Source organism: Chryseobacterium sp. AG844 (assembly GCF_003182335.1).
Classification (GTDB): domain Bacteria; phylum Bacteroidota; class Bacteroidia; order Flavobacteriales; family Weeksellaceae; genus Chryseobacterium; species Chryseobacterium cupriresistens.
The window spans coordinates 73,552-91,707 of record NZ_QGTV01000001.1 but is presented as its reverse complement, the minus strand read 5'-3'; the positions used below and the strand labels follow the sequence as shown (position 1 = coordinate 91,707).

The window sequence follows — 18,156 nt, the reverse complement described above, 5'->3', positions numbered from 1 at the left end:
AAAACTGACTGCCCTTTTTTGCCGTTAGAAAAGCTTTAGAATGTGATTAGAAAATCATTAGAGAAAGTTCCTTCCTGTTTTTTTGATGATTCTGCAGGAAATAGTTGTTTATTATATCCTTTTAATATGTGTAAACTGTACCCATGATAAGCGATAAAATTTCAATACATTTGGAGGCTGATTTTTGTATGATGAATTTTACAATCTGTCATATGAAATAAAAGCTTGTTAAATCCCGGAGACTTCCTTCCAATATCTTTTGAATTATATATTGTAGAAATGAAAAAATCAAACTTAGCAATACCGGCTACGCTTTTAGCGATTATCTGTGTGCAGGGAGGAGCCTCCATTGCAAAACAGCTTTTTCCTGTAATCGGAGCGATTGGTACGGTTACTTTAAGAATTGTACTTTCTGCTGTTTTGCTTACTTTGATTAACCGACCTAAGTTTTTACAATTTAACAGTCAGAAATGGAAATACTGTGCAATCTATGGAGTTGGATTGGCTGCAATGAATCTTATTTTCTATATGGCGATTCAAAGGATTCCGCTGGGATTGGCTGTTACTGTGGAATTTGCCGGGCCATTATTTCTCGCATTGGCATTGTCACGTAAACTGTTGGATGTCGTGTGGGCATTACTGGCCTGTGTGGGAATTTTGTTAATTGTTCCATGGAAAAATGATCATGTCGATTTGTTAGGACTTGGATTGGCCTTTCTGGCAGGGATGTTCTGGGCCCTGTATATTGTAATGGGTGGAAAGGTTTCCAAAATAATGGATGGAAAAGATGCGGTTACCACCGGGATGATATTTGCCAGTCTTGTCATTATTCCCTTTACCATCTGGGATGGAGCCGTTTTCAATCTTACTCCTGCTATTTTTATAAAAGGACTTGGCGTGGCTGTTCTTTCGAGTGCTTTGCCCTTTTCACTGGAAATGATGGCCTTGAAAAAACTTCCTGCAAAGACTTTCAGTATTCTGATGAGTCTGGAACCTGCATTTGCAGCGCTTTCCGGATTGGTTTTTCTTGCTGAAGAATTATCTTTTTTACAATGGATTTCTATTGCCTGTGTAATTACAGCGAGTATTGGAACAACTGTTTTCAATAAGAAATCTCTTTCTCATGAGTAAATAAGAAATTTTTAAAACCATTAAGTAAATGAAGGTTGTAAGGAAAGTTAAGATTCAAATACATTTGAATGAAGTTTCTGATCAATTACTGGGTGATAAACTCTACCTTAAAAGTAGTTTTATTCTGTTCTGATACAACTTTGATTTTTGCATTGTGAAGGTGAATAATTTTCTCCGTGAGAAATAATCCTATTCCATGACCTTTTTCACGTTTGGAGTTTTCACTTCTGTAAAAAGGCTCGAAAATATGCTGTAAATCTTCGTTGGTTATGCTATTTCCGATATTGGTAAAACTGATTGTAAGAATTTTTGAATCCGTATTAACATCAATCAGGCAGGTATGTTGCGGAGAATATTTACAGGCATTGTCGATAAGATTGTTAAAGGCCACCTGAAGAAGATATTCATTTCCCTGAATGATAAGCTGTTGTTCTTCCACGGAATCTTCGATGTTCAGAGAAACTTTATATCCTGAATTTTCTTTGGTGATTTTGGTATAAGATTCCAGAAGAACCTCGTCAAGACGTACTTCCGAAAAACTGATCTCATTGGGATCATAGCTTGCTTTGGCGAGATCCATTAAGCTATTGGACAGTTTTACCATATTCCGGGCATCATCCAGCGCGAATTGAATGGTTTCCTGATATTCTTCCCTGGTTTTATCTTTTACAGAAGCCAGTTCCAGTTCGGTGATGATAGCTGATAAAGGCGTTCTCAGTTCGTGTGAAATATTGGATACAAAATGTTTTTGCGAATCAAAGGAATTTTCAAGCCGTTCCAGCATTCCATTGAAGTTTTCAGCAAGCTCATTAAGTTCGTCTTTTTCTTTGGTTGTTTTCAGACGTAACTGTAATTTCCCGGCGGTTATTTTTTTTATCTGAGTAACCATGTCCGTCAGTGGACTCAATGCTTTTTTGGAAAGAAATATTCCGGCCAGATAAATCAAAATCAGAATAATGAAAAACGAGATGAGACTGATGGTAAGAAGATGAGTAAGATAATCATATCCGTACTGATCATAAGCTGCCGCAGTTACCGCATACGTTTTTCCTTCATAATGATACACGATTCCAATGACCTGCAGATCATTGAGAAAGAAATTAATTTTCTTTTTTTGAAATATCTTAGAAAGCATTTCCGAAGTTTCCTTTACATAATCTACTTTGGCGTCATCATGATAAACCAGCTCCTTATTACTGTCATAAATCGCTACCTGAACTTCGTTAAGCGTTCTGGTATTGTTTTTATAAAGCTTGTGCATTTCCTGCTCGGGGAGTGAGCTTCGGAAAAATAAATCGGCCTTGGCAATCGCTTCATTTTGAAGTTCGCTGTAAAAAGATTGTTCTCTGGCTTCTTTGGATGAATAATAGATCGAAATACTGTAAATACTTAAAAGCATTGCAGTGATTAAGGTAAAAAGCAGGGTAAGTCTGGTTCTTATTTTCATCCGGATGTTTTTAATTTATCTCAATGCTTACTGTACAATACCTGTTTCGTAGTCTTTTTTAAGAATAAATCCCATACCGGCTTTGGTATGGATCAGTTTGGTTTCAAAATCTTTATCTATTTTTTTTCGTAGATAATTGATATAGACATCAATAAAGTTGGTCCCCGTATCAAAATGAGTTTCCCACACTTTTTCTGCAATTTCACTTCTGGAAAGCACTCTTTCTGAATTTTCCATCATGAATTTTAAGAGATTAAATTCTTTCGGGGTCAATTTTATAGGCGTATGATCACGGCTCACGGTTTTTTGTTCCAGATTCATTTCAATACCTTCATATGTAAGAACAGAAATCTTTTGGTGGGGCTGTTGTGAAAATCTTTTCAGAAGTACTTTGATCCTTGCCACCAGTTCACGCATTTCAAAAGGTTTGGTGAGATAATCATCAGCTCCGGCATCAAATCCTTCCAGCTTATCATCCGTAGTTCCCAATGCAGTAAGCATAATGACAGGAAGATTGGGTTTTAAACTTTTGATTTCATTACAGAATTCAAGACCGTCTTTTTTTGGTAATACAATATCTGTCACCACCAGATCAAAATGGGTCTGTAAAGCCAGCTTCAGACCGGTATTTCCATCGTAAGCTGCAGTGACCTCAAACTCTGCTTCCTGAAATCCCTTTGCAATCAATTTTGAAAGTCTGTCGTCGTCTTCAATTAATAAAATATGGGGCATAAGATTCCTGGAGTGTTTGGGTTGGTGTGAAGAATAGATCAATATTCCCACAAATGTAATGATTTCTATTTTGTAATTTTGGTTCCGAAAATAGAATCGAATGTTTGAATTTAGATTAAAAAAGAGGTCTGTGGCTGGATTTTTATACGCTCTGATGTTATTATTGGTACAGTGTAATAATAATGTTTCGGTAAGTACTATAGATCTCAAAAACGGAGACCTGCTTTTTGTAACTGCAAAAGAAACAGGGCTTTCCGGAGCGATTAATAATGTAACTCAAAAACAAAAAACAGCTTCATTTGATCATATAGGAATTCTGGAAAAAGAGGGCCGCAAAATGTTTGTTTTGCATGCTGCACCAAAAGGTGGTTCTCAGAGACAGGATTTAAAAGACTTTATGAAAGATCAGAAAGAAGAAGGTCAGGAAGTGATTATTTACCGGTTAAAACCGGAATATCAGAAAGCAATTCCTGAAGCGGTTAAAAAAGCGAATTCCATGCTGGGAAAACCTTACAATTTCAATTATATCCTTGATGAAAATTCCTATTACTGTTCAGATTTTGTGGAAAGAGCTTTTCGGAACGAACATATTTTCAAACTGGAGCCCATGACATTTATTGATCCGAAAACAGGAAAAACAAACACATTCTGGGAAGAATTTTATACTAAGAAAAATCTCAAAGTCCCTGAAGGTGAGCCTGGTTGCAACCCAAACGGACTGGCCGGTTCTTATAAATTAGAAAGAATAGGAAACTATTAAAACATAAGAGAAGCTCAACAGGCTTCTTTTTTTATGTTAAATTTTTAAAAAATATTAGTCCACTAATTTGGTAGACTAATATTTTTTTATATTTTTGTCACAGATTTAAAAACAAAAGTGTCATATGATCTGACAGAGTTTAACCCAAAAATGTTTAGCAATGATTACACCTAATCCCGGCTTGCAGGTTTTACAAAATAAAATTAACCTGCCTAAAAAAGAATTGTTATTGGAAATAGAGTTGAATGGTAAAATGAAATTTGAACATTTGATGAATACGATCTACAATCAATTTGGCATTTGTCATAGAGTGTTATCTGCTAACGTAGAGTATGTGAACGGGTACAGTTTCGGTTCAGTACAGTTATATATTAATGTCAATTCAGAAGATTTTCAGCAGCTTGAAGTCTATCTGAATAAAAATAAACTTATCAATACGACGGTAGAATATACCTGCAGAACATATTTTTAAGTGAGATTCATATAGTTTTAATTACTCAAAGCGTCCGGTTTTACCGGGCGCTTTTTATTTGCCACTATAACAGATTTAAATGACGAATCAAATTGCTGCAGAACAGAGGTGCCTCAAGGGTGTCATTCTGAGCGAAATGAAATGTAGTGAAGAATCTTATATATTTGATTGGCAATAAGATTCTTCCTTCGTCAGAAATCAAAGATTCGACGTAGTCAGTGACAGAAGTAAAACAAAAAAGCGCTCAGATATCCTGAACGCTTTTGAATAAAATTTTTGGTTTATCCCTTTAGTTAATACCTGAGATTAATAATTAACAAGGTTTTCTTATTGATAACCCTTCGACAAGCTCAGGTGACAGCCCTAAAACCAACCGAAATTTTTAAACATTGTCAGGCTGCGCCTGACGAAGCCATTATTTAAAGGATTAGCTCGATAAAATAATTTTAGATTCTTTCAATGTCAGCACCAATAGCTCTTAGCCTTCCATCAATATTTTCATATCCTCTGTCGATCTGCTCGATATTGTGGATAATAGATTTTCCTTCCGCAGAAAGTGCAGCAATAAGAAGGGCGTTTCCGGCTCTGATATCCGGGGAAACCATTGTTGTCCCTCTTAACGGAGCTTCCTGGTTCAATCCGATTACCGTAGCTCTGTGCGGATCACATAAAATGATCTGAGCACCCATATCAATTAATTTATCCACAAAGAACAATCTGGATTCAAACATTTTCTGATGAACCAGAATACTTCCTTTGGCCTGAGTAGCCACTACTAAAATAATAGATAATAAATCAGGTGTAAATCCAGGCCATGGCGCATCCGAAATCGTAAGGATAGAACCGTCAATAAATTTCTGGATTTTATAATGCTCCTGGGCAGGAATATAGATATCATCACCGCTTTGTTCAAGCTGAATTCCCAGTTTTCTGAAGGTATTCGGAATTACCCCAAGCTGGTTCCAGTTTACATTTTTGATGGTGATTTCAGATTTTGTCATGGCTGCAAGACCAATCCATGAACCGATCTCTACCATATCCGGAAGCATGGTATGCTCAGTACCTCTCAGATATTCAACCCCTTCAATAGTAAGAAGGTTGGATCCGATTCCTGAGATATTGGCTCCCATTCTGTTCAGCATTTTACATAATTGCTGAAGATAGGGTTCGCAGGCAGCATTGTAGATTCTTGTTTTTCCTTTTGCCAAAGCGGCTGCCATTACAATATTGGCCGTTCCGGTTACAGAAGCTTCTTCCAATAGGATGAATTTTCCTCTCAGTTCTTTAGCTTTTAAAGAATAGAAATATTCCTCCTCATCATAATTAAATTCAGCACCTAATTCAACAAGTCCCTGAAAGTGAGTATCCAATCTTCTTCTCCCGATTTTGTCACCTCCGGGAGTAGGCATATAAGCCTCTCCATAACGGGCAAGCATTGGCCCCATCAGCATAATGGATCCGCGAAGTTTGGCTCCGTCTTTTTTAAACTCGTTAGATTTTATATAATCAAAATTAACCTGATCTGCTTTGAAAGTATAATCTCCCTGTCCGTTTTTGGTAATTTTTACTCCAAAATCTCCAAGAATTTCAATCAGTCTGTTCACATCATGGATATCAGGAATATTTTTAATTCTTACCTCTTCGTCCGTCAGAAGAACCGCACATAAAATTTGTAGAGCCTCATTTTTGGCTCCTTGTGGAGTTATTTCACCCTGCAGTCTTTTTCCTCCTCTTATTTGAAATGTTCCACTCATTATTTTCTGTTTTTATGATTGTTATTATGCCTTCTTTTGTTGGGCTGGTTATTATTTTTATTATTGCTGTTGTTCCTGTTGTTGTTATTGTTGTTCCTGTTGTTGTTATTGCTGGTGTAATAAATTTTACTCTTTTCAAGAGAATCTATTCCGGTAAGATCCAGCCTGTTTTCAGACAGTTCTTTCAGGTGGCGGAAAATAACATCATCCGTCACATGTTCTTTATTATAGACATTATAAGACTTCTTCATATTGTTGGCAATTACCTCGATAAGGGCTTCTTTTTCATCACCCGTTTCCAGTTCGATTGCTTTTTCTATCAATTGAAGAATACTTTTTCCGTAGAACTTAAAGTCACCTTGAAGTTTTGGGTATTCCATTCTTTTAGGCTTTTCCGCCAGCTGTTCCATCGTTGGGAACGGATAAGGAGAATCTACATCCAGATCATAGTTGGCAAGAATAAAAAGATGGTCCCAAAGTTTATGTTTATAATTTTCCTCGTCGCGAAGTTGTGGGTTTCTCTGACCCATAAAATCGATGATTGCCATAGCCATTTCATTCCTTTCTTCTTTGGAAGGAAGTTCTTTGCAGCGCTCAACCAACTGTTGTATAATTCTGCCATATTCCGGCATATGAAGCTGAGTTTTTTGGGTGTTGTATTCCATAGTATGCAAATATATGCATTAAAAGAAAAATTGTCTCGGGAATCTCAAAAATTTATGATTTTTTAATGAAAAAAGTTGAATGCCTTTCATCTTGATTTATTAGGTAAAATGAAAATATTTCCCGTTTATTTGATTTTGTTTTTAATAAAATTGTATCTTGTTTAATAGATTGATAATTAATTGCAGCGATGAAAAAAACAAACTTTTTCCTTTCACTACTGGCTTTAGCATTAATAAGCTCATGCCGTACAAGTGATGAATTAATGACAGAACCTACCAAGCAGGAAGAGGTTCATAACAAAACAGTGAATGTGACCAATCATGATGGCCGGCCTTTCAGTACAGGAAGCGGTTCAGGTTCCACACAAAGTAAATTCGTAGCCGGACCGGGTGGCGGAGTTCTTATGCAGGGCTTCTACTGGGATGTTCCAGAAGGTGGTAACTGGTGGAATACCGTTAAAGACAAAATAACAGCGTGGTCCAATGCCGGAATTGGGGCAGTATGGCTGCCGCCGGCATCAAAAGCACAAAACGGTGCATATTCTATGGGGTACGATCCTACAGATTATTATGATTTTGGAGATTTTAATCAGAATGGAAGCACAGAAACCCGTTTCGGATCCAGAGCCGAACTGGAAGCATTGATTACGAAGGCTCATGCCGAAAATATGCAGGTATACGCAGATATTGTAATCAATCATAACAGTGGAGGACAATCTGAAGCCAATCCTTTTACAGGAACCAATACCTGGACCAATTTTTCTGGAGTGGCATCAGGGAAATTCCAGAGAAACTATAATGATTTTTACAAAAATGCTTATGGAAATAATGATGAAGGAGCTTTTGGCGGTTTTCCGGATTTATGCCACGCGAATCCTCATGTGCAGGACTGGCTTTGGGGAAGAGATGATTCTGTCGCTAAATATTATAAAAATGTGATGAAATTTGATGGCTGGAGGTTTGATTACGTTAAAGGGTTCGGGCCATGGGTTGTTAACACCTGGAATTCTAACGTAGGTGGATTTTCTGTCGGGGAATTATGGGATTCAAATGTCAACACATTGGAATGGTGGGCCAATAATGCCAACAGTTCCGTATTTGATTTTGCGGCCTATTATAAAATGGATGAAGCCTTTGATAATGGTAATTTAAATGCTTTGAATGATGATATGATGTGGAAAAGAAATCCATACAAAGCAGTCACCTTTGTTGCCAATCATGATACCGATATCATCTACAATAAAATGCCGGCATATGCCTATATCTTAACCCATGAAGGTTATCCTACCATTTTTTACAGAGATTATGAAGAATGGTTAAATAAGGAACGACTGAACAATCTGATCTGGATTCACAATAACAAAGCCACCGGAACAACTTCTATTCTCTACACCGATAATGATGAATATATTGCAAGACGTAACGGTTATAATGGTAATCCGGGACTTGTAGTTTACATCAATACGTCTTCAAACTGGCAGGAAAGATGGATAGAAACCAACTGGAGCAGCCAGCAGATCAAAGATTTTACAGGGAACTCAAGCTGGTACCCAACAACTCAGGGAGATAAATGGGTGAAAATCCAGTGTCCGCCGAATTCTTATTCTGTGTGGTCGCTGAATTTATGAGTAATGAGCAATGAGTAATTATTGATAATTGATTAAGCTGGTAAGAGACTGCTCTTCAGTTTAATTTTTATTAAACATTAAACAAGCAAAACTATACGTCTTATTTATCATTCCGTAGGAATATCTATACAAAGCATTAATATTGTAGGAAATTCTTACGGAATGATCTTTTTATAAGTTAAATGAAACGGTGTAAGAATCATTAATTACACCTGAATAAATTTTTTCTTCTGATGAAGGTCCGGTAAATAACATTTCTGATTGGCCAGTTTCATCCTGTTTCTGGAAATAAGATCATAAGCCTTGTCCCTTAAAAATGCCGGAATGATTTTTCCGATAAACGAAAGTTTATATATGCCTCCCAACAAGTTAGCAATTTCCAGTACTGCCTTTGACTTGATCAGATAAAACCGTCCGGGTTTCCACAGATACATAGTATTGAATACATTGGTTTCCAGTCCTCTTTCGGATAAAAACTGCTGTCCGAAATCAGATTGAAGAGAAGCGAACATGAACTGGTCTTTATTGTCCCGCTCCAAAATCCATTGTACCCAGAAATTGCAGACTCCGCAATCTCCGTCAAAAAATACAATATGCTTATTTTCCCAATTTTCCATGACGTTATTTATTAAATAGAATTCTCCTTTCCGTGTCTTCTTTTACTTTTTTGAAATAATGGATAAGATCTGCACGCTGTTCATCCGATAATTTAGCATTCTGATGTCCTAAATAATAGGATTCAAGCGGCATCTCTTTTTTTTCAACCATTTCTATACATTCCTCAAGTTTATGAAGCTGTCTTTTAGGTTCATACACTGCAAAGGTAGAAAAATTAAGATGATTCCTGCCCTCGTCAATATGATTTTTTACCCACCATGACATCGGGGAGATATTGCTGTACCATGGATACTTTGTTTCATTGGAATGACAGTCATAACATGATGTTCTGATTGTATGCGCTATCTTTTCAGGAGTATTTTTAATTTTCAGAAAATCCATACCGGGAGTTGGCGGCGGATTTCTTTTATCGATAGGAAAAAATTGTATGATGATAAATACAACGAGAAGGACAACAATTATTTTTTTCATAGCGGATGTTCATGTTTTATAAATATAAAGATAGTTAATTTATTTTTAGTGAAAGAAAGTAGAAGCTGGAAGAAGGAACAGCTTCCAAAAATGTTGTAATAGTGTATTTTTTAGCAATTAATATGTTATTTTCATGGTGACGCCAAACATCCTCCTTTCAACTTCCTTCTCCCTTTACATTCTTACGTTGAGTAATTCTAAATTGGAAGGTATACTGTTGTTTTTATTGTAAGTTAATCTTAAAAATTACTAACTTAATACCACAATTCTGACCAGATATTGTGCCGTTGAAAATATTTGTTTATAGTTTTTAACTATCATTGAAATAAAAATTAATAGATTGTATTTATTAAACAAACGTTGTAGGTTTGTGATGTTCTTAGAGTACAATTGGAAACTGTATTAATCAACATAAAAAATAAATAAACGACAATGGAAAAAGATTTGAATGACATCAGTAAATGCCCGTTTCACAACGGAACAATGAAGAAGAATGTAGCAGGAGGAGGAACTCAGAATTCTGATTGGTGGCCTGATCAGCTTAGAGTAGATCTTCTGCGCCAGCATTCTTCACTTTCAGACCCTATGGATAAGGATTTTGACTATGCCAAAGCATTCGAAAGCCTTGATCTGGAGGCTGTAAAAAAAGACCTTCATGCATTGATGACAGATTCTCAGGATTGGTGGCCGGCCGACTTTGGTCATTATGGCCCTCTGTTTATCCGTATGGCATGGCACAGCGCCGGCACGTATCGTGTAGGTGACGGAAGAGGTGGAGCAGGAGCTGGGCAACAGCGTTTCGCACCGTTAAACAGCTGGCCTGATAACGTAAGTCTTGATAAAGCACGAAGATTATTGTGGCCCATCAAACAGAAATATGGAAGAAATATCTCATGGGCAGACCTTCTGATCCTTACAGGGAATGTTGCTCTTGAATCCATGGGCTTTAAAACATTCGGATTTGCCGGAGGACGTGCAGATGTCTGGGAACCGGATTCCGATGTATATTGGGGATCAGAAAAAACATGGCTAGGAGGTGATTTACGATATGCTCACGGCTCGGAAGGAGTTGTAGAAGGAAATTCGGCGGTTCTTCCTACCGATGATGATGCAGACGGAGATATTCATTCAAGAAACCTTGAAAATCCGTTGGCTGCTGTACAAATGGGACTTATTTATGTAAACCCTGAAGGTCCGGACGGAAATCCTGACCCTATTGCTGCTGCCAAAGACATCCGTGATACTTTCGGACGTATGGCGATGAGCGATGAAGAAACCGTTGCTTTGATTGCCGGAGGACATACTTTCGGTAAAACCCATGGAGCAGGCCCGGCAGATCATGTAGGAAAAGAACCTGAAGGAGCCGGAATTGAACAGCAGGGATTAGGATGGGCAAGCACGTATAAGTCTGGTAGCGGAAGAGACGCTATTTCCAGCGGACTGGAAGTAACCTGGACAGAAACTCCTACTCAATGGAGTAATTACTTCTTTAAAAATCTTTTTGAAAATGAGTGGGAATTAACAAAAAGCCCTGCAGGAGCTCACCAATGGGTAGCCAAAGACGGTGCTGAAATCATTCCTGATGCATTTGATGCTGACAAAAAACATAAACCAACCATGCTTACCACAGACCTTTCGTTAAGAATGGATCCTGTATACGAAAAAATTTCAAGACACTTCTACGAAAATCCTGATGCGTTTGCCGATGCGTTTGCCAGAGCATGGTTTAAATTAACACACAGGGATATGGGACCACGTGCCCGTTATCTGGGACCGGATGTACCACAGGAAGAACTGATCTGGCAGGATCCTATTCCGGAAGTCAACCACGAACTGGTCGATGAAAATGATGTGGAGGCATTGAAATTAAAAGTTTTAAATTCAGGACTAAGCAATACAGAACTGATATCTACAGCCTGGGCTTCCGCTTCTACTTTCAGAGGAAGTGATAAACGTGGTGGTGCCAACGGAGCGAGAATCAGACTGGAGCCTCAAAGAAACTGGGAAGTCAACAATCCTTCTCAGCTGAATAAAGTATTAAATGTTCTGGAAGGAATTCAGAAAGAATTCAACGATTCTCAAAACGGAGGAAAAAAAATATCATTAGCCGATCTGATTGTTTTGGCAGGTAATGCGGCAGTAGAAGTGGCTGCCAGAAATGCTGGTCAGGACGTAAAAGTTCCTTTTGCTCCGGGAAGAATGGATGCTTCTCAGGAACAGACGGATGTAGAATCTATGGGTTACCTTGAGCCTGCTGCTGATGGATTCCGAAATTATCTGAAAAGAAAATATACGGTGTCTACAGAATCTTTACTGATTGATAAAGCACAATTATTAACCCTTACCGCTCCGGAACTAACCGTATTGGTCGGAGGAATGCGTGCTTTGGATACGAACTTTGACGGTTCAAAACATGGTGTATTCACCAGCCGTCCGGGCGTTCTTACCAATGATTTCTTTGTAAATCTTCTGGATATGGGAACTCAGTGGAAAGCAATGTCAGATGACAGAGAATTGTATATCGGAACTGATCGAAAAACCGGCCAGCCAAAATGGACCGCTACGCGTGCGGATCTTGTTTTCGGATCCAATTCTGAATTGAGAGCCGTGGCTGAGGTATATGGAAGTGCCGATGCACAAAGCAAATTTGTAAAAGATTTTGTGGCGGCGTGGACGAAGGTGATGAATCTGGATAGGTTTGATATATAAAAAGTAATTTTTTAGATAATAGAATCGGCTGCCCGGAAGGGCAGCCGATTTTGGTTTATCAATAGTAAAAATATTAAACTATTCATAATCAGTTTTAATGTAAACGTTAATCACAATGTTTAGATGGAAAAATATTATAGAGTATTTATTCAATGGAGAATAAATTAAATTTACAAGTGGTTAAAAATTAGATATTTAACCGATATAAAAAAATCATAACAAAAAAATTGTAGTTGATCAATAACTATTTTACTTTCGTAATGGTAATCAGATATAAAAAACTTATCAAGAAATATCATAGAAGAGTACTTATCAAAATTTTACGAACTCAATATATTATTTTAAAGTTTTTTTATAAAAATGTAATACGACAAGTATTGTCGCTTTGCTGGTATATCTTTGCTTTATTAAAGAAAGTTAATCAATTTTCTTTGGGATAAACTTTAAAAATTTTAATTTTGTAAGCATTAAAAAACATGACCATGAAACAATAATTACACTCGATAATTTGTGTATTTCTATATACACAATACATCAATCAATATTTACTTAACATTAATAACACAAGTATGAAAAAACTCTACATGTGTGCATTGTCTTTATGCACTATTACGGGCATATCTGCTCAAAACGTACTTTGGCAGAAAGATATAAAGTCCTCAGCTCAGGATTTTTTAAGCCAGATTACTACAACAATTGACGGACAGTATCTGATCACAGGAAGCAGTATCCAGACCGATAAGCTTAGGCAGAACAGCAAGCAGAACAACGGTTACGACTTTCACCTGATTAAATTAAACCAGCAGGGAGAACAGGTTTTTGAAAAGTATTTTTCTGGAAACAATCACGACTATTTATCTTCAACGGTTACTACTCAGGACGGTGGTTTTCTGATCACAGGTTCATCATATTCAGGAAAAGGACTTGATAAAAAGGAAGATTCTAAAGGTGGCTCAGACATTTGGTTAATTAGAATCAATGAATTTGGCGATGAATTATGGCAGAAAACATTAGGCAGTTCTTCTGATGAAGAAGCAAGAGCTGTGATTCAGACTACAGATCAGGGATTCTTTGTTGCTGGAAGTGTACAAAATTCCTCTAAAGGTTATGGTTCAAAAGATGTTCTGATCATTAGATTGGACAAAGACGGAAAAACACTATTTGAACAAACATTGGGAGGGCGTGGTTTAGATGAAGTCGAAAAGATGATCCCTACCAAAGATGGAGGAGCTTTACTGGGAATGTATTCTAGGAGTTCCGAGGTCCGTGTTTCGAGTTCTGAAAAAGGTTCTGTGTCAAACACTCAAAACTCGAATCCCGTAACCCGTACCTCGAAGCAAACAGAAAACTTTGGCGAAGGTGATTACTGGATTGTAAAGCTGGACAAAAGTGGAAAAGTAGAATGGGAAAAGAACTTTGGAGGAAAAGGTGATGATCACTTGAGAACTCTGGCATTGACTTCAACTGGCTTTATTATCGGTGGAGAATCCAGATCGGAAAGATCAGGAAATAAAACAGTAGGCATTGAAGAAGGAACAGACCTTTGGCTGATTGCTTTAAATGAAAGAGGAGATGAACAGTGGCAGAAGTCTTACAATTTTAAAAACAGAGATATCCTGATGGGAATGAGTGTTCTTCATTCTGCAGATGATAGATCTTCAAAAGGAATTTTATTAGGTGGCTATACTCAGGCAGAAGGAAGAATACAAACGGATGATGAAACCTTCTGGATGCTTTATCTTGACCAGAACGGAAATGAGCAGTGGAGAAAACATGTAAAAGGAGAATCCAGAAAGAAGGAAGAAAGGCTTTCCGATTTAAAGTTGAACAGAGACGGGTCTATTATTCTTGCAGGAACCAGTGCTGAAGAACTTGGAAAAGAAAACTGGAAGATTGTAAAGCTGGGAGATAGACAAGTAGATCAGCTGATTGAAAAATATGACATCAAAATTTATCCAAATCCTGTATCAGATTATGCCTACGTGGAAATTGGCTTTGACTTTAAAGAGGCAGATATTCTGCTGTATGACATGAGCGGAAGACAGCTTCAGAGTATTAAAACCAAAAACAATGTAACCAAGATAAATACTCAATCTTTAGTTCAGGGTGCTTATCTGGTGACCATAAAAACTGATTCGAATAAAACAGCGAATGCAAAGCTGATTAAAAAATAAATTAATAATAATTCATGAAAATTAAATTTAAACACCTCTTATTTGCTCTTTGTTTAGCTCAGTCAGGTGTTTCTTATGCACAAAGTGAGCTTTTATATACCAATCTTTTTTCCCAGAGCCCCGTTTCTAAAAGTTTTGGTTTTCAAGGACTTTATCCAGTAAATTTATACAGAGGACTCCCTGATATTTCTATTCCGATCTTTGAGAAAAAAGTTAGCAATACTAATTTTAACATTTCACTCAACTATGATGTTAGTACGGTTAAACCCGAAGCTGTACACAGTTGGGTTGGACTAGGATGGAGTACCAATATCGGCGGGGCAATTACAAGAGTCGTTAACGGGCAGTATGATGAACTTTACACAAGTCATCTTAACGAACATGACAAACTTTCCTATCTCGATCATTACAATACATTGGATAAACCTGACTGGGATTCTCAGGCCTCATTATCTGCTTTTTATTACGATGCGGAAAACTCACTACGATTTACAAGTTTTTATAATTACTCAATGCAGAGTGGAAATACGAACACTCTTAACTTCGGAGGAGGGCTAGATAATTATACGGATAAATGGATGCTAATCCCTGATCCGGACGAATTTATATTAAATGTATTGGGTATTAATGGACGATTTTACATGAATGAGAAGGGAAAATGGATCGGAAGAACTCGTGATGGAAAAACATTTTCAATACAGCATGTCTATAAAGAAAATCACACAATAAAACCCAACAGTTATATCAGTTATAATCTGAGAAGAATTTTATATGGTTTTACAGTCACGATGGATGATGGTACCCAATATATTTTTGGACAGGATGATAATGCCGTAGAATTTACTGAAGAAAGACCTCCTTGTGCCAATTGTAATTTTAATGAACAGATTGTAGCAAGTTCCTGGTTAATCAATGAGGTTAAATTTCCAGATGGCAAAAAAATAAAATACACTTACGAAAGAGCTCCAAAGCCTAACTATATTGCAAGTCAGGTAGGTTATGATATTGTGTTAAAAGCACCCAATATTGACCTTTTCGAATCCTACGGTTCAACAGCTTTAAACTGGCAGTATAATACTTATTTGAAAAAAGTAGAAAGTGATGAATTTTCCGTTGAAATTAATACATCACAAGTAAAGCCATTAAATTATCAGGTTTTGAACGAGCAATTAAGAGGCCAAATGGGTTCTTATCTGGGCTCGGGAGATAGTTCGCTTCTCTTTAACACCTGGTTTAAAATTGATAGTATCACTGTAAGGGATAAGGATAACCATACCGTTAACACCACAACATTTCATTATAATAATGTTGATACAACCAAGCGAATGCATTTGGAAGCAGTGATAAAGAATAACGATGAAAAATACTCATTTGATTATAATCCTAAGACGCTTCCCCTATACCTTGATTCAAAATATGATAAATGGGGATACTATGCTCCATCAACTCATAGTACTCCGGATCTTGAATATACAAAAGCTGAGACTTTAGAATGGATAAACCATCCTACGGGAGGAGTTACCCATTTCATCTATGAGCTCAATGATTTTTCCAAGTATGGAAATAAAAACCCTTTCTATACATCTGCGAATACCCTTGAGCTGATTGACACCGTTTCTCCTAATGAAATAGCGGGTGGTTTAAGAATTAAGAGGATTGAGGCTTGTTCAGAACATAGTACAGGATGTGTAATCAAGAACTATTCCTATAATGGTGATAACGGAAAATCCAGCGGTATTTTACCTTATCAGTTCAACTTTACCAGAGCTGGAGAAGTCCAAGATATGTATAAGTTTAGTCATAAATCAATGGGCTCATATCAATCCTTAAAAGGGGAGAATAACATGATTGGGTATAGTAAAGTAACCGTAACAGATACCAATAATGGTAAAACTGAAAACTATTTTACCAATTTTGACACTCCTAGTTGTAATGATCAGAGAGGGCCTATAATTATGGGACCGCCTGATCAATTTACCGGACTGTATAAAAGTGTTCCTTTCACATCTTTTTCTCTTATGAGAGGAAAACCTCTTAAAGAAATTACATCCTCTGCTAGTGGAGTGGTGCAGACGAAAGAATATGAATATGGATATAACAATGATCTGATAAAAGCATATGGTCTGGTAGAGGAAAATATTCATTATATGTTGAACCTACTAACAGTTACCGCTTATAACGTCAATTTTAATAGCAGCTTTCTTAAAGGAATTAAAACCACTTTAAACGGAGTAGAAACAAAGGAATCATATGATTATGAATATAACTATAATACTCTGAAGTCTCAGAAAATTATAGATTCGAACGGTGATGAGTTTCAAACGAACTTTACGTATGCTTTTGATAAGCCAAATAACTTTTTATTAGGAAAATATATGGTGGGCCTTCCACTTAAATCTGAGGAAATGAAAAACGGAAAAGTAGTTTCTAAAACAGAAACGTTGTACCCGTTAAGCCAAACAGAAGCTGATAATAAAACCTCCGGTCTGCCATTACCTACTGCGCAAGTTTCTTATCAGTTGCAAAGCAACTCTCCAGTCACTGAAGCTACATATGACAAGTTTGACAGTAAAGGTAATCTACTTCAGTATACAACCAAAAATGGGGTTTCTACATCGATTATCTGGGGATATAAGAATAATACCCTTCCAATTGTGAAAATTCAGGGAGCCAAGCTATCCGATATTCCTCAAGCGTATGTTGATCAGATTATCAATGCTTCTAAAATAGATGCTCAGCAGTCGACAGATGCATCTGAAAAAGATTTTGTTAATGCGTTGGACCAATTTAAAAACCGTCCTGAATTGGCAGGATATCTTATTACCACTTACAGTTATGATCCTTTAATTGGTGTGAAAAGCATCGGACAACCTTCAGGAATTAGAGAGTTTTATAAGTACAATGCAGCGAATGAACTCGAAAGAATCATGGATCAATCCGGTAACATTATTAAAGAGTTTGCTTATAAATATAATATCAAGAAATTCTATAACAGCGAAAGAAGCCAAACCTATACCAAAAATAACTGTAACTCGTTACAGGTTGGAGGTACCTACACTTATATAGTACCTGCTAATAAGTACGTATCATTGATCAGCAGCACAGATGCTGAACAACAGGCAGCCAATGATCTTGCAGCGAATGGGCAGAATGCTGCGAATACCAACGCACAATGTTATAATGCCCAATGCTATGCAAGTTCAATAAACGGATTTCAAGTTGGACCTCATGCAGAAATTTCTCAAAGCGTTTTAGGACACTTTAAGGTAGATATACAGGTCAAAGTACCTAACTCACTAACCAATCCAGATGGCAGCCAATGGTGGCAAAAAGGAGTTGCTAACATTCCGAATCCATGTCGTCCTAATACAAATTTAGCACCTGATATATTCAATAATAATGTTAAAGAGCTTACAACAAATACCTGGTGGAAAGTACAGATCACTTCTGCTGGTGACCTTATATTTATTCCTAATGGTTATGTGGCTCCTGGGACTCAGTTGTATTTTGTTTTTGAGTATGATAAAACTCCGAACTAATATGGTAATGAATAATAGAAATACGCATTTACAAGTAAAAACTTATAACCTAGAAT

At 37.0% G+C, this 18,156-nt stretch carries 13 protein-coding genes; 7 read left to right on the top strand and 6 right to left on the bottom strand.

Annotation, left to right across the window (positions count from 1 at the left end):
* The first annotated feature begins 279 nt into the window (after positions 1 to 279).
* Positions 280 to 1,131: an EamA family transporter gene (locus tag DEU40_RS00385; protein WP_110008308.1), complete on the top strand. Its 852-nt coding sequence runs from the start codon at positions 280 to 282 to the stop codon at positions 1,129 to 1,131.
* Positions 1,132 to 1,216: 85 nt separating this feature from the next.
* On the opposite strand, the gene DEU40_RS00380 is transcribed toward DEU40_RS00385, so the two are convergent.
* Positions 1,217 to 2,578, bottom strand: a complete 1,362-nt coding sequence (locus DEU40_RS00380; protein ID WP_110008024.1) for an ATP-binding protein — start codon at positions 2,576 to 2,578, stop codon at positions 1,217 to 1,219.
* A 27-nt stretch (positions 2,579 to 2,605) separates the two neighbouring features.
* Complete coding sequence (locus DEU40_RS00375; RefSeq protein ID WP_110008023.1) at positions 2,606 to 3,310, bottom strand: response regulator transcription factor; 705 nt, start codon at positions 3,308 to 3,310, stop codon at positions 2,606 to 2,608.
* Between the two features lie 130 nt (positions 3,311 to 3,440).
* Here DEU40_RS00375 and DEU40_RS00370 point away from each other — a divergent pair, with 130 nt between their 5' ends.
* Positions 3,441 to 4,070, top strand: coding sequence for a YiiX/YebB-like N1pC/P60 family cysteine hydrolase (locus DEU40_RS00370; protein WP_228406414.1), 630 nt, complete (start codon positions 3,441 to 3,443; stop codon positions 4,068 to 4,070).
* A 160-nt stretch (positions 4,071 to 4,230) separates the two neighbouring features.
* Positions 4,231 to 4,542, top strand: coding sequence for an NIL domain-containing protein (locus DEU40_RS00365; RefSeq protein WP_062676181.1), 312 nt, complete (start codon positions 4,231 to 4,233; stop codon positions 4,540 to 4,542).
* A 446-nt stretch (positions 4,543 to 4,988) separates the two neighbouring features.
* Here DEU40_RS00365 and murA read toward each other — a convergent pair whose 3' ends face one another.
* The gene (gene murA, locus DEU40_RS00360) at positions 4,989 to 6,296 is read right to left on the bottom strand and encodes a UDP-N-acetylglucosamine 1-carboxyvinyltransferase (RefSeq protein ID WP_110008022.1); all 1,308 of its coding nucleotides are present in this window, start codon (positions 6,294 to 6,296) and stop codon (positions 4,989 to 4,991) included.
* On the bottom strand, positions 6,296 to 6,961 hold the full coding sequence (locus DEU40_RS00355) for a DUF4290 domain-containing protein (RefSeq protein ID WP_110008021.1): 666 nt from the start codon (positions 6,959 to 6,961) through the stop codon (positions 6,296 to 6,298). Before DEU40_RS00355 ends, murA begins: the two co-directional genes overlap by 1 nt.
* 188 nt (positions 6,962 to 7,149) lie before the next feature.
* Here DEU40_RS00355 and DEU40_RS00350 point away from each other — a divergent pair, with 188 nt between their 5' ends.
* The gene (locus DEU40_RS00350) at positions 7,150 to 8,589 is read left to right on the top strand and encodes an alpha-amylase (protein WP_110008020.1); all 1,440 of its coding nucleotides are present in this window, start codon (positions 7,150 to 7,152) and stop codon (positions 8,587 to 8,589) included.
* 206 nt (positions 8,590 to 8,795) lie between these two features.
* Here the strand turns inward: DEU40_RS00350 and DEU40_RS00345 are convergent, their stop codons facing one another.
* On the bottom strand, positions 8,796 to 9,206 hold the full coding sequence (locus DEU40_RS00345; RefSeq protein WP_110008019.1) for a thiol-disulfide oxidoreductase DCC family protein: 411 nt from the start codon (positions 9,204 to 9,206) through the stop codon (positions 8,796 to 8,798).
* Between the two features lie 4 nt (positions 9,207 to 9,210).
* The gene (locus DEU40_RS00340; RefSeq protein WP_110008018.1) at positions 9,211 to 9,678 is read right to left on the bottom strand and encodes a heme-binding domain-containing protein; all 468 of its coding nucleotides are present in this window, start codon (positions 9,676 to 9,678) and stop codon (positions 9,211 to 9,213) included.
* A 432-nt stretch (positions 9,679 to 10,110) separates the two neighbouring features.
* Between DEU40_RS00340 and katG the strand changes: the two genes are divergently transcribed.
* The 3 genes from katG to DEU40_RS00325 all read left to right on the top strand — a co-directional run bounded on the left by katG (position 10,111) and on the right by DEU40_RS00325 (position 18,100).
* Positions 10,111 to 12,387, top strand: coding sequence for a catalase/peroxidase HPI (katG, locus tag DEU40_RS00335; protein ID WP_110008017.1), 2,277 nt, complete (start codon positions 10,111 to 10,113; stop codon positions 12,385 to 12,387).
* 569 nt (positions 12,388 to 12,956) lie between these two features.
* Positions 12,957 to 14,561 carry a T9SS type A sorting domain-containing protein gene (locus DEU40_RS00330; protein WP_110008016.1) on the top strand — a complete coding sequence of 535 codons (1,605 nt, stop codon included), beginning with the start codon at positions 12,957 to 12,959 and terminating at the stop codon, positions 14,559 to 14,561.
* 14 nt (positions 14,562 to 14,575) lie between these two features.
* Complete coding sequence (locus tag DEU40_RS00325) at positions 14,576 to 18,100, top strand: DUF5977 domain-containing protein (RefSeq protein ID WP_110008015.1); 3,525 nt, start codon at positions 14,576 to 14,578, stop codon at positions 18,098 to 18,100.
* Positions 18,101 to 18,156: the final 56 nt, after the last annotated feature.